Raw genomic sequence first — 23,697 nt, 5'->3', positions numbered from 1 at the left:
CCGGATCAGCCGGCCCCGCGCCGTATCCGCCAGAGGCCGAACAGAACGAGGATCCCGCCGAGCGACAGATAGATCCCGGTCTCCAGCCACTGGAACGTCCAGTAACGGCTCTCGGGGTGATAGCTGACGTCGACATGGAGATCGAGCCGGGCGAGACACACCGCCGCGTCGCCGAATGTTCCACCCGCGCCCGTTCTGGGCGGGCTGTCGACGCAGTCGCCGAACACGGCCGTGTCGAGGTTCTTCCCGTCCGCGGTGCGCAGCGGACTGGTGTCCGCGATCCACGCGTCGGGTTCGCCCGGGATCCGCACCCCGCCGATCACGGAGCCGCCGCCGATCCCGCCGAGGTTCTGGGCCCCGTTGATGGCCCCGGCCGTCATCGCCAGCGTGGCCCTCTCCGGCGGAATGAGAGCGGGACGCACCACATTCGGGAAGAAGAACTGGAAGGCGAGGAAGCCGACGAGCGTCACGGCCATCGCGGGCAGCGTCCGGCGCAGCAGGAGTCCGGTGACGGTCCCGAAGGCGAGGGCCAGCGTGGCGTAGCCGATCGGGGCGATGCCGCGCGCACCGAACACCAGGGCGCTGAACCGGTCCCCGGCGATCTCGTCGTACGGCTGCGCCGCCCAGGTGAGCAGGGCCGCCGCCGTGCCGGTGAGGACCACGGAGGCCAGGCCGACGAGCAGGATCCTGCCGAGCAGCCAGCGCGGACGGGTGACGCTCTGGTTCCACACGAGCCGGTGGGTGCCGTTCTCCAGCTCCCGGGCGATCAGCGGCGCGCCCCAGAAGGCGCCGGCCACGGCGGGGATCAGACCGAGTCCGGCCGCGAGGAACAGCAGGGTGTTCCTGTGGGCCCCGCGGAACCGGGCGGCCGCCTCGGCGCAGTCGGCCCGGTTCAGGCAATGGGCCCGGTAGAGCTCGTATCCGTCGCGGACGTCCCAGCCCAGGCGGATCAGGAAGACGGCGATGACGAGCAGCGCGCCCGCCCCGACCAGCGCCTGGACGCGGAACTGCCGCCAGCTCAGCCACATCATCGCGAACCCTCCCCGGCCCCGGCCCCGGCGAGGGGCGCTCCGGCCGCCCGTGTCATATAGCCGAGGACCAGTTCTTCGAGCGAGACGGGCTCGACCCGGTACGGCGGGGGCGCGGACAGCCCGCGGGCGCGGACGATCGCGCTGCCGTGCGGTCCACGGTGCTCCGCGGAGATCATCTCGACCCCGGCGGGCAGCCGGTCGAACTCGGCGCGAGGAGCCACCAGCCGGGCGTGCTCGGCCAGCAGATCCCGGGTGTCGCCGGCGACCTGCACCCGTGCGTCGCACAGCACGATGAGGTAGTCGCAGACCTGCTCGATGTCGCCGAGCAGATGCGAGGAGAGCACGGCGCTGGCGCCCAGCTCCCGTACGAACTCCAGGAGGTTCCGCAGAAACCCCTGGCGGGCCAGCGGATCCAGCGCCGCCGCCGGTTCGTCGAAGATCAGCAGCTCCGGCCGCTTGGCCGCCGCGACGGTCAGCGCCAGCTGCGCCCGCTGGCCGCCCGAGAGCTGCCCCGCCTTCCGCGCCGGGTTCAGCCCGGCCTCGCCGATACGCCGCTTGGCCAGGTCGGGGTCCCAGGAAGGGTTCATGCTCGCGCCGAGCCTCAAGTGCTCGGCCACGGTCAGCGAGCCGTACACCGGGGTGTTCTGAGCGACGAATCCCACCCGGGCCAGATGCGAGGCGCTCGCCGCCGGGCGCGACCCCAGCACGGTCAGCGAGCCGGCCGACGGCTCGGTCAGCCCGCAGGCCAGATGCAGCAGCGTCGATTTACCGGCTCCGTTCGGGCCGACCAGACCGATCACCCGGCCGGAGGGGACCGCGAGGTTCACCCCGCTCAGGGCCGTCCGGCCGCGTCGGCCGTACTTCTTCGTCAAGTTCTCCGCGCCGAGCGCCGGAGGGAGTTCTGCAAGGGACATGCCCCAAATCCTGGAAGATCCACGATCGTCGCGGCACCGGCCTGAAGTACGGCTTCCGCCCCCCGGCGGCCGTACTTTCGGCCGGTTCGGCTACGGAGCGCCCCCGACGAGGCGGTGTTCCCAGGCCCAGACCGCGATCTCGGTCCGGTTGCGCGCCCCGAGCTTGCCCTGGATCCCGGACAGATGGCTCTTGACCGTGCTGAGCGAGATGAACAGCTCGGAGGCGATCTCCTGGTTGGTACGGCCGCGCGCGACGGCCCGGACCACCTCGATCTCCCGCCCGGACAGCGGAGTCGACCGCCCGGCGGGGGAACGGGGCGCGGCGGCGGGGTCGTTGAGATGTCTGAGCAGCCGCAGGGTGACCGACGGCGAGACCAGCGCCTCGCCCTTGTGCGCGGCGCGGACGGCCTCGACGAGCAGCGCGGGCCCGGCGTCCTTGAGGACAAAACCCACCGCGCCGCCGCGCAGCGCCCCGTACACGTACTCGTCCAGATCGAAGGTGGTGACCACGATGACCTTCATCGGATCGGGTACTCCCGGACCGGCCAGCGCGCGCGTGACCTCGATGCCGTCGACTCCCGGCATCCTGATGTCGACCAGGCACACATCCGGGCGCAGCGCCCTGGCCATCGCCATCGCGGCGGCCCCGTCCGGGGCCTCGCCCGTGACGGTGATGTCGGGCTGGTCCTCCAGGATCAGCCGCAGACCGCGCCGGATCATCGCCTGGTCGTCGGCGATCAGCACCTCGATGGTCATCCGGGCTCCCGGGCGGGTACGGGCAGGGTCGCCCGCACGGACCAGCCGCCGCCGGGTCCGGGTCCGGCGTCCAGCGAGCCGCCGAGCGTGGTGACGCGCTCGCGCATGCCGATCAGACCGTATCCGCCGCGCTGAGGGGGGCGGACGGAGTTCGGCGGGGCGTCGTCGGTCACCTCCACGGTGACGCCCCCGGCGGTCCGGCCGACGGTGACCTCGACGGAACGGGCGTGCCGCGCGTGCCGCAGCACATTCGTCAGGGCCTCCTGGACGACGCGGTACACGGTGCTGGTCACCTCCGGCGGCCACCGCGCGTCGCCGTCGGGGACGGTCAGACTCACCTTCGGGCCCTGTCGGCCGAAGTGCTCCACCAGCGCGCTCAGCCGGTCGGGACCGGGCGGGGCGGGCGGTGTGTCGTCGGTGTCCCGCAGCAGGCTCACGACGCGGCGCATCGCGGCCATGGCCTCGGAGCCCGCGGTCTCTATCTCGGCGAGCGAGTCCGCCACCCGGTGCGGGTCGCGCCGTGCGACGATCTGCGCGGCCTGCGCCTGGATCAGCATTCCGGTGATGTGATGGGCCACGATGTCGTGCAGCTCCCGTGCCAGATCGAGCCGTTCGTCCCGGCGCACCCGCTCGACGGTGGCCCGTGCCCGGCCGTCGTGGGCCCGCAGCGACAGCCCCGCCGCGACGGCGAGTACCCAGCCCGTCGCGGTGATGACCGCCACCGCCGACGCGGGCCGGGCGGCGAACTGACCGGCGATCACCAGCAGTCCGGCACCGGCGACGGCCCCGGCCCGGGCCACGGGCAGCGCCCTGACCGAAGAGCCGATGAGCACCGCCAGCGCCAGCGTCATGGCGGGCCCCGGCTCGGCGGGAAGACGGACCCCCGGCAGCAGCCCGGCCGCCACCACGAGTCCCGCCACGCCCAGGCCCGCCGCCGCCGTCCGGGTCCGCCACCGGTGGCGGACCAGCGCCAGCGCGCCCACCGCCGAAGCGGCGACAGCGCCCGGGATCCAGTAGCCGGAGCCCCAGCTCTGCGCCACCGCGAACGCCTGCGCGGCGATCGCGGCGAGAAACACCGCACCGAGCCCGGCCGCGGACACGCGCCTGCTCCGAGGGCCGGGAATGATCATGCCGGGCAGGCTACCGAACCCGAACCTGGGCCCGGAGTCGGACCCGTGGCTGTCCGTCGCGTACTCCGACGCCGTGCCCGGACGGCCGGTGCCCACTGATTCCGGTTCCACCTTGTCTCCGCGCTCCTCCGCACCTCCCCACACCTCCCCGTGCCTCTCCGGGCACGGGGCCGGCGTCCACGCCGCCCAGATTAGGAAGCCCGGGCCGCTCGGCGCACCGGCCGAAAGTACGGAAGTACGGAAGACGGTTCGCCCCCGGTCCCGGGGCGGGCCACGAAGCCCGCCCCGGCACCGGGAGAGGGGGTCAGGCGCTCTCGCCGTTCAGACCCGAGCGGACCGTACGGGCGGCGCTGACCAGATTCTCCAGCGACGCCTTCGTCTCGGGCCAGCCGCGCGTCTTCAGCCCGCAGTCGGGGTTGACCCAGAGACGGTCCGCCGGGATCGCCTCCAGCCCCTTGCGCAGCAGGGCGGCGGCCTCGTCGGCGCTGGGCACCCGCGGCGAGTGGATGTCGTAGACACCGGGCCCGGCCTCGCGCGGATAGCCGTGCCCGGCGAGTTCGGCGGCGACCTGCATGTGGGAGCGGGCGGCCTCCAGGCTGATGACGTCGGCGTCCAGATCGTCGATGGCCTGGACGATGTCGCCGAACTCGGCGTAGCACATGTGCGTGTGGATCTGGGTGGCCGGCCGCACCCCGCTGGTGGTGAGACGGAAGGACTCGGTGGCCCACTCCAGATATCCGGCGTGGTCGGCCGCGCGCAGCGGGAGGGTCTCGCGGAGCGCGGGCTCGTCGACCTGGATGACCGAGGTACCGGCGGCCTCCAGGTCGTCCACCTCGTCGCGCAGGGCGAGGGCCACCTGCCGGGCCGTGTCGCCGAGCGGCTGGTCGTCGCGGACGAAGGACCAGGCGAGCATGGTCACCGGGCCGGTGAGCATGCCCTTGACCGGCCGCTCGGTGAGCGACTGCGCGTAGGAGGTCCAGCGCACGGTCATCGGCTCGGGACGGGAGATGTCGCCTGCCAGCACCGGCGGCCGGACATAGCGGGTGCCGTAGGACTGGACCCAGCCGTGCTGGGTGGCGAGATAGCCGGTGAGCTGCTCGGCGAAGTACTGCACCATGTCATTGCGCTCGGGCTCGCCGTGCACGAGGACGTCGATGCCCGCCTTCTCCTGGAAGGCGAGGACCTCACGGATCTCGTCCTTGATGCGCTCCTCGTACCCGGCGGTGTCGATGCGCCCGGCACGCAGATCGGCCCGCGCGGTGCGCAGCTCGTTCGTCTGGGGGAACGAACCGATGGTGGTGGTCGGCAGCAGGGGCAGCCGCAGCCCCGCGCGCTGCGCCGCGGTCCGCTCGGCGTAGGGCTGGGAGCGGCGGCCGTCGGCGTCGGTGACGGCGGCGGTACGGGCGCGCACGGCCGGGTCGCGGGTGAGGGCGGAGGAGGCGCGGGAGGCCAGATCGGCCCGGTTGGCGGCGATTTCGGCGGTGATCGCGCCGGTGCCCTGGGCCAGCCCCTTGGCGAGAGTGACGATCTCGGCCGTCTTCTGCCGGGCGAAGGCGAGCCAGCGGCCGATCTGCGGATCGATGTCGCGTTCGGCGGCGGCGTCGAGCGGCACATGCAGCAGCGAGCTGGAGGCGGCCACATCGACCCGGCCGGCGAGGCCGAGCAGGGTGCCCAGGGTCGCGAGGGACTTCTCGTAGTCGTTGATCCAGATGTTGCGGCCGTTGACGACACCGGCGACCAGACGCTTGCCGGGCAGCCCGCCCGCGGCGGCGAGATCGGCGAGGTTGCCCGCGGCCCGCTCCGTGAAGTCGAGGGCGAGGCCCTCGACGGGCGCCTTGGCCAGCACGGGCAGGGCGTCGCCGAGACGGTCGAAGTAGGAGGCGATCAGCAGCTTGGGCCGGTCGGTGAGCGCGCCGAGGTCACGGTAGGCACGGGCCGCGGCGTTCAGATCGGCCGGAGTGCGGTCCTGGACCAGCGCGGGCTCGTCCAGCTGCGCCCACTCGGCCCCGGCGGCGCGCAGATCGGCGAGGACCTCCGCGTACACCGGCAGCAGCCGGTCCAGCAGCGTCAGCGGCTCGAAGTCGGCGGCCACCCCGGGGGCGGGCTTGGCCAGCAGCAGATAGGTGACGGGTCCGACGAGGACCGGCCGGGGGGTGAGCCCGAGCGCGAGGGCCTCCTTCAACTCGGCGACCTGCTTGGCCGAGTCGGCCGTGAAGACGGTGTCGGGGCCGAGTTCGGGGACCAGATAGTGGTAGTTGGTGTCGAACCACTTGGTCATCTCCAGGGGCGCGACGTCCTGGGTGCCGCGCGCCATGGCGAAGTAGCCGTCGAGCGCGTCCGCGGCACGGGCGCCGCGATGCCGCTCGGGGACAGCGCCGACCATGACACTGGTGTCCAGCATGTGGTCGTAGTACGAGAAATCACCGGTCGGCACCTCGTGGACGCCGGCCTCGGCCAGCTGCCGCCAGTTCGTCCGGCGCAGACCGGCGGCGGTCTCCCGGAGGGCGTCGGCGGTGACGCGGCCCTTCCAGTAGCCCTCGATGGCCTTCTTCAGTTCCCGGTTCTGTCCCTGGCGGGGGTAGCCGTACACGGTGGCCCGTGCTGCCGCGGCTGCGGACTGCGCTGTCACGGAAATCTCCTTCGCGAGATGTCTCCTGAACTCCCGGGGACGACACGGGACGGAGAACGCGAAGGGATGACAGACCGGACGGACCGAGGCCGCACCTGGGTACGGTCGTCCGCCTGATTCGTACGCCCCCGGACCAGGTCCAGGGGTGCCCCCACTCGACCCGCCCACGAGGTCACCGGGATACCGCGCACGATCGGCCGTGCGCGGGCAACGGGCAGGTCTTCGGACTCGCGGGCACATCCTCCGGTCTCCCGGCGGACACCTACTGGCCGTCGCTTCCCAGGCCCGGACGGGCCCAGTGCGTATGACGGCGGTCGTTCCCGCTCACCGCTGCGGGGCAGTCCCGGATTTCCACCGGGTTCCCTCTTGCGACGCGTCTGTCTGGCGGACAGGGCGAACCAGCTGCGTCCGTCAGCCTAGAGCGGCGACCCGGGTTCGGACAGCACTGTTCACATACCGGACCGTGATATGAGACACGGACGGAGCAGGGTTGGAACCGTCCGACACCCGTGGAGCAGCCCGTTCGCCCGTGCTCAGGACGCGCGGCGGACCGGCCGGAAGCGAAGCTGGGGAAGCTTGTCCACGGTGACGATCCCCGGCCGCGCGGCGATGACATCGGGGATGCGGTTGACCAGCGTCGCGCAGGTGGTGTGCGCTGTGTCCAGGTCGCTGTCGCGCAGATGGAGCGTGGGCCTGCCCGAGGAATCGGTCAGATTCCATTCGTTGAAGTCCCGCTCGTGCTCCTCGTAGACCGAGCCCCGCGAGCTGACGGACAGGGTGACGCCCTCCTCCGTCTCCAGGGTGTCGGTGTCGGTGTACCCCAGCAGCCTCCCTTGCCCCACCGTCGCCCCGAGCGCCTTGGAGCGCACGTCCCGCTCGGCGATCACCGGTTCGGTCGTGGTGCGCAGTGCGCCCTGAGGGGTCAGCCCGAGGGCGGCGGCCAGGGCGTACAGCGAGTAGTGGGTGAAGGTCGGCGGGCGCTCCGCGTGCGCCTGCCACCGGGCGAACTCCTCCGCGGTCGCGTTCACCCGCTGCTGCTCCGCGAGGGCCCGGCCGAAGTCGTCGACGTTCCAGGAGAGCCGGCCGGTCACGCTTCCGAGATCATGGGTGGAGCCCGCCAGCACACTGACGAGGTTGACCCAGTAGGCGTCCTGATGACCCGTGCCCGTCACCGTCACCTCGTGCCGCTTCGCCAGCGCGTCCAGCTCCCGGGCCAGGGGATTGTCCGTGGCGAAGGGGTAGAGCATCTCCTCGGCGAGCGTGATCACATCGGCCCCGGCCCGGACGGCGGTCGCGAAGATCTCGTACTGGGTCTCGTCGAGATAGGTGCTGACCGTGACGACCACGATGTCCGGAGCGCTCTCGCGCAGCACCTGCTCGGCGTCGCCCCGGGCGGGGAACGCCAGTCCGGGGACACCGGCCAGCTCACCCAGGCTCCGGCCGTCCTTGTCGGAGCCTGGCCTGACGATTCCCGCGACGATGTCCGCCCCGCGACCGTGCAGGATTCTGACGATGTCCAGCCCCATGGCCCCCAGCCCGTAGACGGCGATACGCGGACTTTCCACGATTTCGGGCATGGCTCACTCCTCGTTCCGTGCGGACCGCTCCACGGGCCGCCTCATCCGATGGGACATCATCGCCACATGTCCCGCCGCCATGAGGGCTGTCCGGCCAAATAGCCCCGAACAGCGGCCAGTCGTATGAGAATCTCGCGCGATGTCGACCGAATCGGACCACTCGGACCACTCGGACCACCTCGCCAAGGCAGCCGATCCTCCGCCGGGGAGCGGATCCCGCGCACGGGAGGCGGAGGAGTACGCGTTCGGCTGGTGCCGGGAGCACGGGCTGTTACGGGACCGGGCGCGGGCCGGGAGTTTCCGGCGCGCCCGCTTCGGAGCGCCGGCGGCGAAGACCCATCCGCAGGCTCCCCCCCGGGCAACGCCCGGACGCCCGTACGGCGGACCCGCTGCTGGCGGACCTCGTCGCGGTGACGGCGGGGAAACGGCGGTCGCGAGACGCCTTCGTCAGGGCGTACGAGGACCTCTGGCGGAGCACCGCGTCGACCACGGCCGCGCCGCCGACTCCGTACGCACCAGAATCGCCGCCCGCACCGAGGAGTTCACCGCCCTGGCCGCCGCCGGACCCCCGCACCCGGAGCCGGCCGCCCGCGTGGCCGACCTCGGCCACTGGATCACCGGCTTACGGGGATGGCTCTCCGAGACCGGCCGCTACCGGGTGTAGCGGAGCGACCCCGGCCACCAGACGGCGCGTCCGATGTCCCGTACCAGGGCCGGGACGAGCAGGGAGCGGACGACGAGGGTGTCGAGCAGCACGCCGAAGGCGACGATGAAGGAGATCTGTACGAGGAAGGCCAGCGGGATGACGCCGAGCGCGGCGAAGGTCGCGGCCAGCACCACCCCGGCGGAGGTGATGACTCCGCCGGTGGTGACGAGCCCGCGCAGCACTCCCCGGCGCACCCCGTGGCGCAGGGACTCCTCGCGCACCCGGGAGAGAAGGAAGATGTTGTAGTCGACCCCGAGGGCCACCAGGAACACGAAGCCGTACAGCGGCACGGACGGGTCGGTGCCGCTGAAGCCGAGCAGATGCTCGAAGACGAGCGCCGAGACGCCGAGGGTGGCCAGGAAGTTGAGGCCCACCGTTGCCACCAGGAGCACCGGCAGCAGCAGGGAGCGCAGCAGACCGATCAGGATCACCAGGATGACGGCGAGGACGACCGGGACGATGATCGCGCGGTCGCGTTCCGCCGTGACCAGGGTGTCGTACTGCTGGGCCGTGGGGCCGCCGACGATCGCGTCGGCCCCGGGCACGGAGTGCAGGGCGCTCCGCAGCCTGACCACGGTGTCCCGGGCGGCCTCGCTGTCCGGCGCGTCCCGGAGGGTGACATCGACACGCACCCGGCCGTCCACGGTCCGGGGCCCGCCGTCGCCGGGGCGTCCGGACTCCGTCACGGCGGTCGCGCTCGCCACCCCCTCGGTGTCCCTGGCCGCCGCCGTCACCCGCGCCAGCCCGTCGGCGTCGGCGATGACCACGGCGGGGCTCCCCGATCCGCCGGGGAAGTGCCGGGCGAGGGTGTGCTGGGCGGAGACCGACGGGGCCTCCTTGACGAAGATCTCTTCCAGCGGCACCCCCTTCGACGTGAGCATGGGCGCGAAGGCGGCGCAGACCAGCAGCCCGGCGAGGGTGAGGGACCAGACCTTGCGGGGCGCGCGGTCGACCAGGCCCGCCACCCGGTGCCACACCCCCCGGCCGCTCTCCGGGTCCTCGGCGCGGCGCGGCCCGGCGGGCCAGTGGACGGCGGGACCGAGCAGCACCAGGGCGGCCGGAAGGAAGGTCAGCGTGCTGAGGACGGCGCAGACGATGCCGATCGCGCCCACCGGCCCGAGCGCCCGGTTGTTGGTGAGATCGCTGAGCAGCAGCGCCAGCAGGCCCAGCGCCACGGTCGCCGCGCTGGCGACGATCGCGCCGGTGGACCGGCGCAGCGCGGCGAGTACGGCGGTGAACCGGTCGCTGTCGCCCCCGGCCAGCTCCTCCTGGTGGCGGGCGGTCAGCAGCAGCGCGTAGTCCGTGGCCGCGCCGATGACGAGAATGGACAGAATGCCCTGGACCTGGCCGTCCACCCGGACGATGCCACGGGCGGCGAGGGCGTACACGACCGCGCAGGCGAGGGCGAGCGCGAGGACCGCCCCGGCGATGATGACGAGGGGCAGCAGCACACTGCGGTGGACCAGCAGCAGAATCACCAGCACCGTGGCGAGGGCCACCCCCAGCAGCAGCCCGTCGATCCCCGCGAACGCCGAGGACAGGTCCGCCCTGGCGGCGGCGGGCCCCGCCAGCTCGACCACCGTGCCGGGCACGGTCTCGGCGGCCTGTCTGACCCGGTCCAGCGCGGCCGGCAGCCGGTCGCCGAGGTCGCCTTCGAGCAGGACGACTCCCTGGAGGGCCTCCCCGTCCCGCGACGGCAGGACGGGAACCGGCCGCTCGCCGTCCCCGGAGACCGGGGTCACCGAGGCCAGCGCCCGGTCCGCCGCGCTCCGCCGGTCCGCGTCGAGCGGTCCGCCGCCGTCCGCCGTCCAGACGACGACCACGGGGGTCCGCCCGTCCCGCTGGAACGCCCGCTGCTCGGCGAGCACCTCGGTGGACTCCGCCCCGCTCGGCAGAAAGGCGGCCTGGTCGGCGGTGGCGACCTCGCCGAGCTTTCCCGCGTAGGGGCCCAGTGCGCCGCCTATGCAGAGCCAGACGACGAGCAGGACGACAGGGACGAGCCGGCGGGCCCGTCGTGAGGTGGCGATCATCGCTCTCCCAGCTGTTCTCCGCCGTCCGCCGCGAGGAGACGTGAACGCTCCCCGGGGCGCGGACGGCCCGGTCCGGGACGGCGGAACGCTCCCGTGGCGACACGTCGCCACGGGAAGCGAGCCCGTCCCGTGCACCATTCCGCCGATGTCCCGGGAACGGATGCGCCCGAAGGCGGAAAATTCGGAGGCGCTCCCGACGGCCCCCGCGGCGCCCCGGCGTACGCGCCCGCCCGGGCCGTCAACCGCCCGGCGCGCGGGGGTGGTACGGCCGTGACGGTCTCTGGCGTACGCGCCGGTGTCCGATCCGTTCACTCGCCGCGCCCGCGGTGGCAGGCTCTTGGGAAAAAGACGGGCCGTCCCGGCGGGCGGGACCGCGGGTGAGGGAGGAAGCAGTGACGCACGGCAGGAAGAAGAGCCCTCTGGGAACGGCGGCGGTCTCGGCCGCCCTGGCCCTGACCGCCCTGGCCGGGACCGCGGGCCCGGCGGAGGCCGCGGCGAGTCGCCCGGTGGCCCCGTCGGCCCCAGTGGCCCCGTTGGCCCCGGCCGTCTCGCCGGCCTTCGACAAGGCGGAGCTGAAGCGCAGGGCCGACCGTGTCATGGCGCTCAGCTACAAGAAGTTCGCCAAGGCCAAGCGGGCGAAGCCCTTCGACTGGCGGGCCGACGGATGCAGCGTCCCGATGAAGGACTTCCCGTACAAGAAGAAGTTCAGAAGGGCCTGCGACCAGCACGACTTCGGCTACCGCAACTACGGGGCCAGAGGGAAGCTGGAACTCAGCCCCACCAGGGCGACCCGGAAGAAGATCGACGGCAGATTCCTCGCCGAGATGCGGCGGACCTGCAACGACACCTACAAGGGTCGATCGCGCACGAAGTGCAGGCTGCTCGCGGCCAACTACTACCTCGCCGTCCGCGCGGTCGGCGGCAAGGCCTTCGGCTACCGCTGACCGGCCCGCCGCCCGCGTACGGGGGCGAGCCGGCCGGGCGGCCGTCAGACGACGGTCACCGTGAGCCGGGCCGGGGGCAGCGGCACGGTGCCGTCACCGGTGAAGGCGAAGACCACCGTGTGCGTACCGGGAGCGAGCGACCCGGCGGCGGTGAGGGTCAGCCGCCGTGCGCCGTCGCTCGCGCCCGACACGGTGAGCGCGCCCGAGGCGGCGGAGAGGGTGAGGCCCGGGGGAGCCGAGGCGCTCCAGGTCACCGTGTGGCCGCGCCAGTCGACGTCCTGGGCGCGCAGCCGTACCGCGGCGGAGCCGCCGCGCGCGAGGGTGACCCGGTCGCTCACCAGGGAGGCATGCGCCGGGAGATGGTAGAGCGGATACCCGTCCCGGTGGGCGAGCGAGCCGCCCCAGCGCTGCACCGCCCGGATGTCCTGGAGGACCAGCCCGCGGAACCGGCGCTCTTCGAGGAGCGCGCGATAGGCGGCCCTCGCGGTGGCCCGGGACGCGGCGGTGGCCGAGACCGAGATCGTGACATCGGCCAGGGCGAGTTCGAGATGGGACCGCAGCAGGGCCACGACCAGCCGCTCCTCCCGGCCCGCGAGAGCGGCCAGCGCGCTGTCGAGAGCGGTGGCCGCGCTCCGGTAGCCGGCCAGCACGGCGGCGGCGTACGAGGGGTCGGCCAGCCCGTCGGGATCGGCCGCGGTCGCGCGGAAGTACTCGCCGAGCGCCCCGGCGGCCGGTCCGAACCTGTCCGCGAGATACTCCGCCAGCCAGGCGTCCGGGTCGGTGCCGGGCTCGCGGGCGAGCCGCGCGGAGAACAGATGCACGGCCTCGAAGGGCAGCCAGTCGGCGGGCTCCGAGTACGAGCCCAGCCCGTCGACGCCCAGGGACTCGTAGAACCGCGCGTCGGCGGCGAGGATCCGCAAGGGGCGCACCGGCAGCGAGCGCCACCGGTAGCGCCGGTTGTAGTCGTAGACCGACAGGGGGCCGTCGGCCGCCTCCGCCCAGGAGCGCAGCAGCGCCGCCAGGGGCGCGTTGGGGCCGGACGCGGGGTCGGCGAGCGCGTGCAGATAGTTCCGCTCGTACGGCGCGAAGTCGATCAGCACCTCCGGGTGGAAGCCGGGGCCCGCGCTCGGCGGGGCGATGGCCGCGCCGTAGGCGACGCGTTCCACCCGTACCGAGGGGAGCGCGGTGGCGAGCGCGGCGCGCAGCGTGTTGACCACATGGGCCTCGGCGTCGGCGACCGAGCCGAAGGCGGCGACGGAGGCGGCGGGCCAGGTCGCCGTGTCGGGCGGCCAGGCGTCGAAGACGGCTATCTCCGGACGCCCGGCGAGATAGCCGGTGACCGCCCGGACATAGGTGTTCAGCGCGGCCTCGTCATGGACGTTGAAGACATTGGAGCCGGGCGTGTAGAAGTCCGGGTACCGCTCCCTGGGCAGGAAGCTCTCGTAGCCGTGGCCGCCGACCTCGACGACGATGCCGCGCCGCGCGGCCTCGGGGGAGACGCTCTCGCGCACCCTGTCGTAGGTGATGTGCCCCCAGTGGTTGTAGTCATAGGGGTGTACGAGGGTGTTGAGCCGGTTCTTGGCCATCCAGTCGAGCAGCAGCACCAGCCCCTCGGCGGTGTGGCTGGTGCCCTCCTCGACGTACTTGCGCCGCCAGGTCCAGGCGGGCTCCGCCACGGTCCCGGCCCCGGCGGTCGCGGGGATCACCAGCCCGCCGTCCCTCGGCACCCGCTCGGCCCGGCCCTCGTACTGCGGGAAGGCGGGCGCGAAGAAGCGCACCCCGGCGTGTTCGAGCAGCGCGTACGCGGCGTACAGCACGGCCCGCGCGCCGTTGCCGGTGGCGAGCGCCCCCGTCGCGCCCACGGTGAAGGTGTGCGCCTCGGGCCCCCGGCCCGCGAGCAGCCGGTCCGCCCCGGCGCCGAGCGAAGCGGGCACATCGCCGTGCGCACCGGAGGACGGCGAACCGGCGGGGAGCAGCGCCAGGCCGCGCCCCGGGCGGGCCGAGCGCCGTGCCGCGACGGGGCCGGAGACGATCCGTCCCAGATACCCGGCGAGTTCCGATGCGGCGAAGGAGACCACCTCGGCCTCCGCGTCCGGGGCCCACCACAGGACCGCGGAGCCGGCCACCTGGGTGCCGCCCGTGCCGCCCGTGCCGCCCGTGCCGCCCGTGCCGTGCTTCCGGGCGGCGGCCTCCGGCGCGGCGAGGGCGGTGGCCGCGACCGCCGTCGCGCCGACGGCCGCCGTTCTCAGCACGGTCCGGCGGCCGGGTCCGGGTCCGGGTCCGGCAGCAGCCGCCGCCGTGCCGGTGCGGTCGTCAGGGTGTCGGTGCATGGCTGTCACGCCCTTCGGGGGTGCGGTCCGGCTCGAAGGAGCCGAGGGAGGTGTCACCGGCCGGTCCGCCGATGTCGAGAACGGCGGCCATCCAGTGGTGGAAGTTGTCGCCCCGCTCGCGCAGCCGCTCGTACAGCCGCCGTACGAGCCGGTCGCGCGCGTCGCGCAGGGCGGGATCGTCCCAGGCGTTGCGCAGTTCATGGGGGTCCGTCACCAGGTCGTACAGCTCGCAGACGGATTCGGGGTTCACCACGACCTTGAAGCGTTCCTCGCGCAGCATCCGCTGCGGATACGGGAAGTGATGGCCGTGGAACTCGCCGATCACCTCGCGCGGCCAGGACGCGGGCGCGGCGTCCCCCGAGACCAGCGGCAGCAGACTGCGGCCGTCCACCGCCGGGGCCGGGTCGCAGCCCGCCAGATCCAGGATGGTGGCGGTGATGTCGGTGAGCGTGGCGAACTCGTCCCGCACCACTTTGCCCGGCGCGCCGGGCACCCGGAGCAGACCGGGAACGCGGTAGACGTCCTCGTACATCGCCGGTCCCTTGTCGTGCATCCGGTGGGAGCCGGTGAACTCGCCGTGGTCGGCGGTGAAGATGACCGCCGTGGAGTCCGCGAGACCGAGGTCCGTGACGGCCTGCCGGATGCGGCCGATCTGGAAGTCGATCAGGGCCACATAGCCCCGGTAGGCGGCGATCAGCCCCCGGTACTCGCTCTCGGAGAGGGAGTCGTGACCCCACAGCGCGCTGTAGTTCCGCTGGACGGGCGGTTTGCCCTCGAAGGTCTCGGCGAGCGAGAGAGGCAGCTCCACCGTGTCCGGGTCGACCAGGTCGTAGTAGGCGTCGGGCAGCAGATAGGGCAGATGGGGGCCGAAGAAGTGGGTCGCGAGGAAGAAGGGCCGTCCGCTGTCCTCCCGCGCCCAGCGGTGCAGCAGTTCGATGGCCCGGGTGGCGAGATAGTGCTCGAAGGTGGCCTCGACGGGCTGGAGCAGCCGCGCGGCCAGCATCGGCCCCGGCCCGCCGCCGGGCAGCCGGGTGCGGACCGGATCCTTGATCGCATACGGCGGAAGCCCGTGCTCCGCCAGATGGGCCAGATAGTCGGGATGGGTCACCGGATTGTGCCAGCCGGGCAGATACGGCCCCTCGAAGCCGAAGTCGGCCGGGACCCGGCGCACCCCCGTGTGCCATTTCCCGATCAGCCCGAGCCGGTAGCCCGCCTCGGCGAGCGGGGCGGTGAAGGTGAACTGGCCGTCGGCGAGATCCTCCTGATAGCCGACGTTCCGCTCGTAGTTGGCGAGCAGCTTGTGCCGGAAGGGCGCGTACCCGGTGAGCAGGCTGGCGCGGGCCGGGGTGCAGATCGACGTCGGGGTGTAGAAGCGGTCGAAGCGGGTGCCGTCGGCGGCGAGCGCGTCGAGATGCGGGGTGTGGCCGCCGCTCGCGCCGTACGCGCCCAGGGTGTCCGTACGGTGCTGATCGGTCATCAGGAAGAGGATGTTGGGCCGCCGGGAGCCCTCGGCCGGGGCCGGTTCGTACGTCACTTTCCGTCCGCCGCCTTCGTGTAGAGGCCGCCCGCGTAGAAGCTGCCGGGGCGGGCCGGACCGTCGAGCTTCCCGGTGGAGACGAAGAACTCCTGGAGCGCGGCGTACCACCGGGCGACGGTGCCGTCCTCGGTCTTCTTCAGCAGGTCGGCCGTCGACAGCGGTTGGGTGTTCCGCGCGTCCTCGGCCACGGCCCGCTCGTCCAGCCGCAGGAATCCGGCGGTGATCCTCACCGACTCCGCCCGGTCGCGGTGGCGGATGTCATTGGCCTCCTGGAGCACCCGGTTGACGTCGGTGACCAGGCCGGGACGCTCCTTGACGGTCTTCGGCGAGGCGACGACGGAGCTGGGGAAGACGAACTTCTCCGCGAAGTCGGCGCTCTTCGCCAGTTCCACCAGATCCGGCACCCGCTTCTCGACCGTGCCGAGCAGCGGGTGCCACAGGGCGGCCGCGTCGATCTTGCCGGAGGCGAGCGCGGCGACGGCGGTGGGCGGGGCCATGGGCACGACCTGTACGTCCTGCCTGGTCAGCCCGGCCTTCTTCAGTGCGAGAGTGAGGATCATGTCGCCGGACGTGCCCTCCGGGACGGCGACCTCGCGGCCCTTGAGATCCGCGATCGTCCGGATGCCCTTCCCCGGCAGCGCCACCACACGGTCGGCCTGGCCGAGCTGGTTGACCGCGATGACCGTGGCCTTCCCGGAGGCGGGCAGCCAGGTCGCGCCGGGGCCGATGGTGCCGAAGTCGAGATCGCCCGCGCCGAGCGCGGTGATCTGGGTGGGGCCGTCGGTGAACACCTTGTACGAGGCGTCGAGGCCGTGCTTGGCCCACAGGCCCCGCTTCTCGGCGATGGCCAGCAGCCCCGCCTGGTTGTAGTCGGCGATGTAGCCGAAGTCGATCTTCTGCCGCTTCTCGCCGTCCGCCGCCTCGGCGGAGCAGCCCGCGGCGGCCAGTACGACGAGCACGGCGGCGGCGGCGCTGGTGAAGCGGGTGGTGCGGCCCCGCGCGGGCCGGGTCGTCCGGCCGGTCCGGGGCAGTCTGGGCAGGGGCATGGTCAGTTCTCCTGGGTGGCTTCGGACGCGGGGCGGGCAGTGGGCTCGGACCGCTGGACGGCCTGCCAGAGTTCGGTGCGCAGCGCGGTGAACTCGGCGGTCAGCCGGGTGGCCCGGGTACGGGGGTAGGGCAGCGGGATCTCGACCGTGCGGTCGATCCGGCCCGGCCGGGAGGCCATGACGATCACGCGGGAGGCGAGGAAGACGGCCTCGTCGACGTCGTGGGTGACGAAGAGGACGGTGCGGCGCTCCCGCTCCCAGGTCTGGAGGAGCTGCTCCTGCAACTGCGACCGGGTGAGCGAGTCGAGCGCGCCGAAGGGCTCGTCCATCAGCAGGATCCGGGGGTCGGCGGCGTACGCCCGCGCGATCGCGCAGCGCTGCTTCATCCCGCCGGACAGGGTCTTGGGCAGGGCGTCGGCGAAGTCGGCGAGCCCCACGAGGTCGATGTAGTGCTGCGCCCGGCGACGCCGTTCGGCGCGCGGCACCCGGGCGGTGCGCAGCCCGAACTCCACATTGGCGCGGACGGTCAGCCAGGGGAAGAGGGCGTACTGCTGGAAGACCACGCCCCGGTCGGGGCCGGGCCCGGAGACCGGGCGGCCGTCGAGGAGCACCTCGCCCGAGGTCGGCTCGACCAGTCCGGCGGCGATCGCCAGCAGGGTCGACTTCCCGCACCCGGACGGGCCGACGATCGCGGTGAACTCGCCCTCGGCCACATCGAGACCGATCCCGCCGAGGGCGGTGAAACCGCCGTCCGGGCCGGGGAAGTGCTTCACCGTGTCCCGGAACGAGATCAGCGCGGGGGAGTCCGGGGAGCCGGGGGAGTGGGCGGGTACGGCGGGGACGGTGGCGGTCATGCCGCCCTCCTTTCCTGCCAGGCGGTGGCCCGGCGCTCGGCCGCCATCAGCAGCCGGTCCATCAGCAGTCCGAGCAGACCGATCGAGACAATGCCGACGAAGATCGTTTCCAGGTCGTAGTAGAGCTGCGCCTGCTGCATCCGATAGCCCAGCCCCTTCTGGGCGGCGATCAGTTCGGCGGCCACCAGCGTCGACCAGGACGCGCCCAGGCCGATCCGGGCGCCCGCGAAGAGAAACGGCGTGGTGGCCGGCACGACCACCCGTACGAAGATCGTCGGATCGCCCGCGCCCAGCACCCGGGCCGCGTCGATGAGGGTCCTCTCCACCCCGATCACGCCCTGGAAGACCGGGACCACCGTGGAGAGGAAGGCCGCCAGGAAGATCACGGTGATCTTGGGAGCCTCGTCGATGCCGAGCAGCACGATCGCCAGCGGGATGATCGCCAGCGGCGGGATCACCCGGAAGAACTGCACCCAGGGCTCGAACAGCGCCCGCGCCGTGGGATACCAGCCCATCAGCGCGCCGACCGGGATCGCGGCCGCCGTGCCGAGCGCGAAGCCGGTCAGCACCCGGCGGAGCGAGGCCAGCGCGTCCGCGATCAGCGTCCCGTCGGCCACCAGCTCCGCACCGCGCGCGGCCACCGGCCCCGGGCCGGGGACACCCCCGGCCCCGAGCGCGGCGAGCAGCTGCCACAGCGCCAGCCCGGTGAGCACCGACACCGCGCCCAGCAGCCGGACGGTCCACCTCCGCCGGGCGGCGGCGCGCACCGGCCCGGCCGGGGGCTTCGCGCTCGTCTTCGAAAGGCCCCCGGCCGGGGGAGGCGCGGGGGGTCTGGTCCTGGGCATGGCGGTACCGCCTCTGTGTTCTGGGGTGTTCGAAGGCGGCGGAGCGCCGCCCCGGCACGGCGGACCCGGGCCGGGGAGCGGCCCCGGGCGCGCCGGAGGGGAGAGAAAGGGTCAGCCGGAGACGACCGGCCCGGTACAGCCGGTGCCGGCGGCGGCCGGGTACGGCTGCCGGGCGAGACGCGGAGCGGGGGACTCCTGGCGTACCAGCGCGATCGCGCCCAGCGCGCCGCCCGAGTCGCCCAGCCGCTCGGCGGTGATCCGCAGCCCCTGCCGGACGGCGGGCAGGGCACGGGCCCGCAGCTCCGCCTCCAGCGGGGCGAGCAGCCGCTCGCCGCAGCCGGCCAGTTCGCCGCCGACGACGATCAGCTCCGGGTCGAGCGTGTTGCAGAGCCCGGCCAGCACCTGTCCGGTGAGCCGCCCCGCCCGCTCGACGGCGGCGTCGTCCCCGAGACCGCCCGCGGCCTCCACGGCGGGCAGGGACGCGTACAGCTCCAGGCAGCCACGGCCGCCGCAGTGGCAGCGCGGCCCCCGCGGATCGGCCGGGACATGCCCGATCTCGCCCGCCGCGCCGCTCGCGCCGCGCAGCAGCCGGCCGTCCACGACCAGTCCGCCGCCGACGCCGTGCGACAGCCGTACATAGACGGAGTGCCGGGTTCCGGCCCCGGCTCCGTGAACGGCCTCGGCGAGCGCGGCGAGCCGGGTGTTGTTGTCGACGAGCACGGGCACCCCGTACCGCTCGCCGAACAGCCGCACGGCGGCCGAGGCCCGTTCCGTGGCCGGGCCGACGGGACCGTACAGTCCGATCCCGATGCCCTCCAGGCCGTCGCTCCCGCCGCCGAGGACCGTGTCGAGCAGCTCCAGCGCGATCGCGGTCCGCTCCTCCCAGGAGGTCCGCCGGGGGTACGGGCGGCTCTCCGAGCCGATGATCTCGTGCGCCGCGTTGCTGACGACGGCGCGCACCCGGCCCCGGCCCAGATCGACCCCGGCGCACCGGCCGATGGCGGGGTTGAGCCGCAGCAGATCGACGGGACGGCCGCGACCGCGCGTGCCCCGGGCGGGGGCCGCCGGTGCGGTGACGACGACACCGCGGCCGATCAGCGAGCCGGTGATGGACGACAGAGCCGTACGGGACAGACCGGTGCGCCGGCCCAGCTCGGCGCGGCTGAGCGCGCCGAGCCGGCGCAGCAGTTCGACCACCTGCGCCTCATGGGTCCGGCGCAGGAGGGTCAGCGCGGTCGGCTCACTCCTCGGCATGCGGAGGATGGTGCCGTCGGCGCTGATTAACGTCAATGTCCCGGATTAATTCACGGCAGGCCTTCAATTGCTGCCCAATCGGAGGAAATCCCCCCGGTGTGAGTGGCTCGATGCCCTTCTTTGGGGGAGATTGGCGTACTTCATGGGTCATGCAGTGTTCATGCTGCCTTGACGCCCCGGATACGGCCGGGGAGCGTCAACCGCCCGCTACCGGACCGCCCATCGGGGCGGTCGCCGCTCCTGCTCCCGCTCCCGCTCTCGCTTCCGTCAGCTCGGCGAGGGCCGCTTCCGCGCCCGCCCCCTCGGCCAGCCCCAGCCGCCGGTAGACGGCGACCGATTCGCGCAGCCGGGCCACGGCGCTCTCGCGCCGGCCGAGCGCGGCCAGCGCCCGGCCCAGGGTGGCGAGGGCGCGCGCCTCGATCCGGAACATCCCCAGGTCATGGCTGAGCGCCCGGGCCTCCTCCGCCGCCGCGACCGCCGAAGAGGCGTCGGCGGCGGACAGCCGGGTCTCCGCGATCCGGTGCAGAGTCCCCGCCTCCAGGAAGCGCAAGCCCAGTTCACGGCTGAGCTCCAGACTCCGGGCGTAGCACTCGGCCGACGCCGCGGTCTCGCCCGACAGCCCCAGCGCACTGCCCCGGTGGATCAGGATCTGCGCCTCGCCCATCGGGTCGCCGAGTTCGCGGTAGAGCGCCAGCCCCTCCGCGCAGGTCCGGATCGCCGCCGCCGGATCGCCGACCACGTTCTGGGCGAACGCGAGGCTGCCGAGGGTGTTCGCCTCCCCGGAGGGGTTCCCGATCGCCCGCTGGAAATCCAGTGCCTCCCGCAGCAGCCCGACCGTCACACCGTTGTGGCCGCCGTCGAGCGCCGCCGAGATCAGCGCCCGCAGCATCATCACCTCGGCGAGCACCAGCGGGTGATCGTGGTCCCGGCAGAGCCCGCCCGCCCGCTCGATGTGATCGGCCCCCTCGACGGGCCGGCCGAGCTGCCACAGCGCCCCGCCGAGCATGTAGCGCGCGGCGGCCTCCGCGCGCGGCAGCCCGGCGCGCTCCGCCCCGCTCACCACCGCCCCGCCCACATGCACGATGTCGGACCACGCGTAGGCCCGTTCGAGCAGCGGATCGAGACCGAGCAGCACATCCGACGCCCGCCCCACCAGCGCGGGCGTCCGCAGCACCGCCTGGAGGAGCACACAGAGGACTCCGTCGCGCTCCACGTCGAACCAGTCGTGCGCCGACCGCGCGTCGGCGAACGCCACCCCCGGAGCCCGGCCCCCTTCGAGCAGCGACGCGATGAGATGACCGGGGCGGACCAGCCGGTACGCGTTGCGCACGGTCCCCAGCAGAAAGTCCAGCAGCCGGGTGAGCGCCTCGGCGACCCGCTCCTCGGCGTCCGTCTCGGCACATCGGCGGCGGGCGAAGAGCCGCACCAGGTCGTGATAGCGGTAGCGGCCCAGCTGCGGAGACTGGAGCAGACCCGCCTGGACCAGCTCGTCCAGCAGCTGCTCGGCGTCGAACTCCTCGGCCCCGAGCAGCGCGGCGGCGAACGGCAGCGACACGGTCTCGGCCTCGGGGAGCGCCAGCAGCCGGAACGCCCGCGCCAGGGCGGGGGCGAGCTGGTCGTAACCGAGCTGGAAACACGCCTGCACATCCAGGTCCCCGGCCCGCAGCTGGTCGAGCCCGCGCCGTTCGTCGGAGAGCCGGCGGAGACAGTCCGCGACGGTGGAGCCGGGCCGCGCCACGACGCGGCAGGCGATGACCCGCACGGCGAGCGGGAGATGTCCGCAGGCCGCCACCAGCTTTCGTGCCGCCTCCGGCTCGGCCAGCACACGGCGGCGGCCGATCACCGAGGCGAGCAGCTCCAGGGCCTCTTCGGGGTGGAAGGGATCGAGCTCGACGGTGTGCGCGGGCATGGCGGTCAGCCGCACCCGGCTGGTGACGATCACCGCACAGGAGGGGTAGCCGGGCAGCAGATGTCTTATCTGCTCCATGCCCGCCGCGTTGTCCAGCACCACCAGCATCTTCTGCTCCGCCAGCATCGTGCGGTAGAGCGCCGCCCGGGCCTCCAGATCCTCGGGCACCCCCGCCTCGGGAACGCCGAGCGAGCGCAGCAGATGCCCCAGCACCATATGAGGCTCGGCCGGACGGTCCGTCACCCCCGCGAGATCGACGAAGAGCTGGCCGCCGGGGAAGCGCGGGCGCAGCCGGTGCGCGACATGCACCGCCAGCGCGGTCTTGCCGCTGCCGCCCATGCCGGAGATGGCGAAGACGGGCACGGCGGGCCCGGCGGGAGCGCTCAGGGACGCGGTGAGGGCGGCCACGATCCGCTCCCGGCCGGTGAAGTCCGCCATGTCGGCCGGAAGCTGCGCCGGGGCGGGGACGGCGGCTGCCGGAGCCGGGGCCGGGGCTGGAACCGGAACCTGAGCCGCCACCGGCGTGGGCCCGGCAGCGCGCTCCGCCCGGCCCGGCAGCAGCGCCGGATCGGAGCGCAGGATCCGCCCGTACAGCTCGGACAGCCGGGGATCCGGGTCGATGCCCAGCTCACGGGCGAGCACGGTGCGGACGTCCCGGAACACATCGAGGGCCTCGGCCTGCCGCCCGCACTGGTAGAGCGCCCGCATCAGCGGCAGCCGCAGGCTCTCCCGCAGTGGGTGCCCGGCGACCGCCGCGGTCAGATCGGTCACCGCGGCGCGGGCGTCGCCGAGTTCCAGATCCAGTTCGACCCTGGCTTCGAGCAGGCTCAGCCGGCGCTGGGCGAGCCGCTCCCGCCAGGCCTCCGCGAAGGGCCCGGCCAGAGAGGCGAGCGGGGCGCCCCGCCAGCGGCTCACGGCCCGGTTCAGCAGGATCTGCGCCCCGCGCGGATCGTCCGCCCGACGCGCCTCGGCCGCCGTCGCCTCCCGCTCGGCGAGCGTCACGTCGAGGGAGCCGTCCGGCAGCTCCAGCGCGTACGAGGATCCGACCGAAACCAGCAGGGTCGGGCCGCCGTTCCGGCGGTGCCCGGGCTCCAGCAGGGTGCGGATCCGCGAGACGTACGTCCGTACCGTGGTCGTGCCGGCTTTGGGGGAGCCCGCGCCCCACAGGCCGTCGACCAGCTCCTCCGTGGTGACCGGCTGCCCGCCGGCCAGCAGGAGCATCGCCAGCGCCGTGCGCTGCTGCGGTCCGGCCAGGGAGAGTTCCTCCGTACCGCGCCAGCCGCGGACCGTGCCAAGGAGGGTGAAGGTGAAGGGAACGCTCGGATTCACGTCTTGTGGCCCTTTCCTTGATCGAAAATTGCCAGTCTGGCACGGCTGTTGACTCGTTGTTGACGCCGCTTCGACGGCATGGCCGGTTCAACGGCCTTCCCGCCATGGGCTGTTGACATTTTGTCGACAGGTTCCGGGAAGAATCGGCCTCCTCGGATCCGACCGGCCCGGCCTGGAGGAAGCATGCACCTGCGTACGCGTCTGTTCCGATGGACCTCGGTCGTCCTCGGCGCGCTGCTCTTCGCCGTCCTCGGCGCGGGGACCGCGTTCGCCGCCCTGCCCATCGGCGAGTCCCGCACCGGCAAGGCGACCTGGTACAGCGACGCGGGTTACGGCGCCTGCGGGACGCCCATCGACGCCTCCACCCAGGATCTGGTCGCGATCTCCCACCGCTGGTGGACCGCGGCCAACCCCAACAACGACGAACTCTGCGCCGGAATCTCCGTCGAGGTGACGTACAACGGCCGGACGATCACCGTCCCCGTCAAGGACAAGTGCCCCTCGTGCGGCCCGGAGCACATCGACCTCAGCCGTACGGCCTTCCAGAAGCTGGCCGCGACCGACCTCGGTGTGATCAACGGAATCACCTGGAAGTTCGTCCGAGCCGGTGGCGGCGGAGCCTGCTCCACCGCGCCCGCCTGGACGGCCGGCACCTGGTACCCGGCGGGGACCGTGGTCGTGTACGCGGGCCGCCACTACATCGCTGAGCACGGCAATCCGGGGTACGACCCGGTGATCAGCACCTGGTACTGGGACCCCTACACCTGCCGGTAGGGCCTGCCGCGGCGGTGGGGTCCCCCCCCCGCGGCGGGGCGCCCCCCCCCGGCGGGGGGGGCCGGGGCCCCCCCCGCCCCCGCTTCGCGCCGGCCGCACCCC

General features: G+C 73.3%; 16 protein-coding genes, 2 pseudogenes and 1 riboswitch. Of the genes and pseudogenes, 4 read left to right on the top strand and 14 right to left on the bottom strand.

Annotated features, from left to right (window positions below; translation table 11 throughout):
* Positions 1-5: 5 nt before the first annotated feature.
* The 6 genes from IE247_RS16575 to IE247_RS16550 all read right to left on the bottom strand — a co-directional run bounded on the left by IE247_RS16575 (position 6) and on the right by IE247_RS16550 (position 8,037).
* Positions 6-1,031 carry an ABC-2 membrane transporter-related protein gene (locus tag IE247_RS16575; RefSeq protein ID WP_190123901.1) on the bottom strand — a complete coding sequence of 342 codons (1,026 nt, stop codon included), beginning with the start codon at positions 1,029-1,031 and terminating at the stop codon, positions 6-8.
* The gene (locus IE247_RS16570; protein ID WP_190123900.1) at positions 1,028-1,945 is read right to left on the bottom strand and encodes an ABC transporter ATP-binding protein; all 918 of its coding nucleotides are present in this window, start codon (positions 1,943-1,945) and stop codon (positions 1,028-1,030) included. Before IE247_RS16570 ends, IE247_RS16575 begins: the two co-directional genes overlap by 4 nt.
* A gap of 90 nt (positions 1,946-2,035) precedes the next feature.
* On the bottom strand, positions 2,036-2,701 hold the full coding sequence (locus IE247_RS16565) for a response regulator (RefSeq protein ID WP_190123899.1): 666 nt from the start codon (positions 2,699-2,701) through the stop codon (positions 2,036-2,038).
* Positions 2,698-3,831: a sensor histidine kinase gene (locus IE247_RS16560; protein WP_190123898.1), complete on the bottom strand. Its 1,134-nt coding sequence runs from the start codon at positions 3,829-3,831 to the stop codon at positions 2,698-2,700. Before IE247_RS16560 ends, IE247_RS16565 begins: the two co-directional genes overlap by 4 nt.
* Positions 3,832-4,135: 304 nt before the next feature.
* Positions 4,136-6,460: a 5-methyltetrahydropteroyltriglutamate--homocysteine S-methyltransferase gene (gene metE, locus IE247_RS16555; RefSeq protein ID WP_190123897.1), complete on the bottom strand. Its 2,325-nt coding sequence runs from the start codon at positions 6,458-6,460 to the stop codon at positions 4,136-4,138.
* A gap of 196 nt (positions 6,461-6,656) precedes the next feature.
* Positions 6,657-6,878: riboswitch (cobalamin riboswitch) on the bottom strand.
* Positions 6,879-6,993: 115 nt separating this feature from the next.
* On the bottom strand, positions 6,994-8,037 hold the full coding sequence (locus IE247_RS16550) for a dihydrodipicolinate reductase (protein WP_190123896.1): 1,044 nt from the start codon (positions 8,035-8,037) through the stop codon (positions 6,994-6,996).
* Positions 8,038-8,176: 139 nt separating this feature from the next.
* Between IE247_RS16550 and IE247_RS16545 the strand changes: the two genes are divergently transcribed.
* Positions 8,177-8,701: a hypothetical protein gene (locus IE247_RS16545; RefSeq protein ID WP_190123895.1), complete on the top strand. Its 525-nt coding sequence runs from the start codon at positions 8,177-8,179 to the stop codon at positions 8,699-8,701.
* Here IE247_RS16545 and IE247_RS16540 read toward each other — a convergent pair.
* A complete protein-coding gene (locus tag IE247_RS16540) occupies positions 8,689-10,773 on the bottom strand; it encodes an MMPL family transporter (protein WP_190123894.1) in 2,085 nt (694 codons plus the stop codon). The two genes, IE247_RS16545 and IE247_RS16540, sit on opposite strands and share 13 nt — an antisense overlap.
* Positions 10,774-11,165: 392 nt before the next feature.
* Here IE247_RS16540 and IE247_RS16535 point away from each other — a divergent pair, with 392 nt between their 5' ends.
* Positions 11,166-11,717, top strand: a complete 552-nt coding sequence (locus tag IE247_RS16535; RefSeq protein WP_229869158.1) for a phospholipase A2 — start codon at positions 11,166-11,168, stop codon at positions 11,715-11,717.
* A 44-nt stretch (positions 11,718-11,761) separates the two neighbouring features.
* Here IE247_RS16535 and IE247_RS16530 read toward each other — a convergent pair whose 3' ends face one another.
* From IE247_RS16530 to IE247_RS16500, 7 genes are all read right to left on the bottom strand, one after another.
* Positions 11,762-14,047, bottom strand: a complete 2,286-nt coding sequence (locus IE247_RS16530; RefSeq protein ID WP_190123893.1) for a DUF4838 domain-containing protein — start codon at positions 14,045-14,047, stop codon at positions 11,762-11,764.
* Entirely contained in the window at positions 14,031-15,581 is a 1,551-nt protein-coding gene (locus IE247_RS16525) for a sulfatase family protein (protein WP_268247205.1), read from the bottom strand. Before IE247_RS16525 ends, IE247_RS16530 begins: the two co-directional genes overlap by 17 nt.
* A complete protein-coding gene (locus IE247_RS16520; RefSeq protein ID WP_190123892.1) occupies positions 15,578-16,630 on the bottom strand; it encodes an aliphatic sulfonate ABC transporter substrate-binding protein in 1,053 nt (350 codons plus the stop codon). The genes IE247_RS16525 and IE247_RS16520 overlap by 4 nt, the downstream gene beginning before the upstream one ends.
* Before the next feature lie 2 nt (positions 16,631-16,632).
* Positions 16,633-17,484, bottom strand: coding sequence for an ABC transporter ATP-binding protein (locus IE247_RS16515; RefSeq protein ID WP_190123891.1), 852 nt, complete (start codon positions 17,482-17,484; stop codon positions 16,633-16,635).
* Entirely contained in the window at positions 17,481-18,329 is an 849-nt protein-coding gene (locus IE247_RS16510) for an ABC transporter permease (RefSeq protein ID WP_190123890.1), read from the bottom strand. Before IE247_RS16510 ends, IE247_RS16515 begins: the two co-directional genes overlap by 4 nt.
* A 111-nt stretch (positions 18,330-18,440) precedes the next feature.
* The gene (locus IE247_RS16505; protein ID WP_190123889.1) at positions 18,441-19,583 is read right to left on the bottom strand and encodes an ROK family transcriptional regulator; all 1,143 of its coding nucleotides are present in this window, start codon (positions 19,581-19,583) and stop codon (positions 18,441-18,443) included.
* A gap of 196 nt (positions 19,584-19,779) precedes the next feature.
* Complete coding sequence (locus tag IE247_RS16500) at positions 19,780-22,821, bottom strand: AfsR/SARP family transcriptional regulator (RefSeq protein ID WP_190123888.1); 3,042 nt, start codon at positions 22,819-22,821, stop codon at positions 19,780-19,782.
* A 78-nt stretch (positions 22,822-22,899) separates the two neighbouring features.
* Here IE247_RS16500 and IE247_RS34350 point away from each other — a divergent pair.
* Positions 22,900-23,388: pseudogene (locus IE247_RS34350) on the top strand (cysteine/serine endopeptidase inhibitor); the annotation flags it as partial.
* A gap of 54 nt (positions 23,389-23,442) precedes the next feature.
* Positions 23,443-23,589: pseudogene (locus IE247_RS34345) on the top strand (chitinase); the annotation flags it as partial.
* Positions 23,590-23,697 lie beyond the last annotated feature (108 nt).

This window comes from Streptomyces inusitatus (assembly GCF_014651115.1).
Taxonomy (GTDB): domain Bacteria; phylum Actinomycetota; class Actinomycetes; order Streptomycetales; family Streptomycetaceae; genus Streptomyces; species Streptomyces amakusaensis.
This window is presented reverse-complemented; position numbering and strand designations above follow the sequence as displayed.

Excerpts from the sequence above, each read along its gene's own strand:
- IE247_RS16510 (WP_190123890.1), bottom strand. The coding sequence starts at position 18,329 with ATGCCCAGGACCAGACCCCCCGCGCCTCCCCCGGCCGGGGGCCTTTCG.
- IE247_RS16550 (WP_190123896.1), bottom strand. The coding sequence starts at position 8,037 with ATGCCCGAAATCGTGGAAAGTCCGCGTATCGCCGTCTACGGGCTGGGG.
- IE247_RS16575 (WP_190123901.1), bottom strand. The coding sequence starts at position 1,031 with ATGATGTGGCTGAGCTGGCGGCAGTTCCGCGTCCAGGCGCTGGTCGGG.
- IE247_RS16570 (WP_190123900.1), bottom strand. The coding sequence starts at position 1,945 with ATGTCCCTTGCAGAACTCCCTCCGGCGCTCGGCGCGGAGAACTTGACG.
- IE247_RS16560 (WP_190123898.1), bottom strand. The coding sequence starts at position 3,831 with ATGATCATTCCCGGCCCTCGGAGCAGGCGCGTGTCCGCGGCCGGGCTC.
- IE247_RS16540 (WP_190123894.1), bottom strand. The coding sequence starts at position 10,773 with ATGATCGCCACCTCACGACGGGCCCGCCGGCTCGTCCCTGTCGTCCTG.
- IE247_RS16515 (WP_190123891.1), bottom strand. The coding sequence starts at position 17,484 with ATGACCGCCACCGTCCCCGCCGTACCCGCCCACTCCCCCGGCTCCCCG.
- IE247_RS16530 (WP_190123893.1), bottom strand. The coding sequence starts at position 14,047 with ATGCACCGACACCCTGACGACCGCACCGGCACGGCGGCGGCTGCTGCC.
- IE247_RS16545 (WP_190123895.1), top strand. The coding sequence starts at position 8,177 with ATGTCGACCGAATCGGACCACTCGGACCACTCGGACCACCTCGCCAAG.
- IE247_RS16520 (WP_190123892.1), bottom strand. The coding sequence starts at position 16,630 with ATGCCCCTGCCCAGACTGCCCCGGACCGGCCGGACGACCCGGCCCGCG.
- IE247_RS16505 (WP_190123889.1), bottom strand. The coding sequence starts at position 19,583 with ATGCCGAGGAGTGAGCCGACCGCGCTGACCCTCCTGCGCCGGACCCAT.
- IE247_RS16565 (WP_190123899.1), bottom strand. The coding sequence starts at position 2,701 with ATGACCATCGAGGTGCTGATCGCCGACGACCAGGCGATGATCCGGCGC.